Below are 1,365 nucleotides of genomic sequence, written 5' to 3'. Positions count from 1 at the left end.
TAACGAATGACATGGATTCCCCCTACTGAGGATCTGCCACACTTATGTGGTACTTAAATGCATCGGAGGCACCATGTCTGATTATTCTTATTTCTGCGGTATCGACCTAGCTAAAAACCACTTCAGTCTTCATGCCGTAGACCAAAATGGTAAGGTCATACTTCATAAGTCGGTAACTCGCTCTAAACTACTGACTACAATAGCAAATATGCCACTCATGCGTATAGGCGTTGAAGCGTGTGGTGGTGCACATTATTGGGCAAGAACACTCAATAAACTGGGACATGACGCCCGTATCATGGCCGTTAAATACGTAATTCCTTATCGAACTAAAGGGAAGAACGACCTTAATGATGCAGTCGCTATCTGCGAAGCTGTTCAGCGTCCATCTACTCGCTTTGTGCCTGTAAAATCCCCCGAGCAACAAGCCATCTTATCAGTACATAGAATGAGAGAGCATTGGGTTCGTGAGCGCACCGCGCTTATGAATCGCATGCGCGCCCTACTCTCTGAGTTCGGGTTAATCATTCCTATTGGCCGCTCTTCATTAATGACACACGTTTCCTTAATGCTTGAAGATGCAGAAAATGAACTGCCACATCTCGCAAGAACGGTGATTGCCGATGCTTATCACCACCTTGGAGAGTTGAATCAACGTATCGCCGATACTGAACAAGTCTTCGACTCTTTTGCTAAGGTCAGCGCTAATGTTCAACGAGTGATGAAAGTTCGAGGTATTGGACCGCAAACAGCTACTGCGATACTTGCTTCGATAGGCAACGGTTCTCAATTTGATAAAAGCCGTGATTTCTCTGCTTGGCTAGGACTCGTACCAAAACAATATTCGACGGGAGGAAAGCCACGCTTAGGTCGGATAACCAAACACGGCGATAAATACTTACGAACACTATTAGTTCACGGAGCAAGGACCGTGATTGCCAACCTTGGCGACAAGCAAGATAAGCTAAGTCAGTGGTGTCGAGGCGTTCTAGAACGAAGAGGAATGAACCGAGCGATAGTGGCACTTGCCGCGAAGAACGCACGAATTATATGGTCGCTTTTACACAATCAAACAGAATATGAAAACTATGCTGCTTAAGTAAAAACTTAAGCAGCATAAAGAGTTAAACCCACCGGGTCATTGCAGACGCTAATGATGGAGATAGGTTAAGACCACTTGCGGAGAGCCTGTTAATGCGGCGGACACACTAGATGTCATCTAACGAATAAGGCACCGCAGTCGCGCAAGTCATCAGGGCCACGACGTATGCGAATCGTCGATAAGTAGGCCGAATGTAGAGCGGCAGTCCAAAACCCATCAACATAAGTTTAGCGGATGTTTGACAACCGGGGGAATCCATGTAG

At 46.2% G+C, this 1,365-nt stretch carries 1 protein-coding gene; it reads left to right on the top strand.

Annotated elements, in window-relative coordinates; genetic code table 11:
• Nucleotides 1–73: 73 nt before the first annotated feature.
• Nucleotides 74–1,099, top strand: a complete 1,026-nt coding sequence (locus OH460_RS27290; protein ID WP_270000189.1) for an IS110 family transposase — start codon at nt 74–76, stop codon at nt 1,097–1,099.
• Nucleotides 1,100–1,365: the final 266 nt, after the last annotated feature.

The organism is Vibrio sp. Makdt (assembly GCF_027587015.1).
GTDB lineage: Bacteria > Pseudomonadota > Gammaproteobacteria > Enterobacterales > Vibrionaceae > Vibrio > Vibrio chagasii_B.
Note: the sequence above shows the minus strand (reverse complement) of the source record. Positions and strands in the feature narration are given on the sequence as shown.

What these genes read in the sequence shown, in the direction of transcription:
- OH460_RS27290 (WP_270000189.1), top strand. Translation starts at nt 74, where the DNA reads ATGTCTGATTATTCTTATTTCTGCGGTATCGACCTAGCTAAAAACCAC.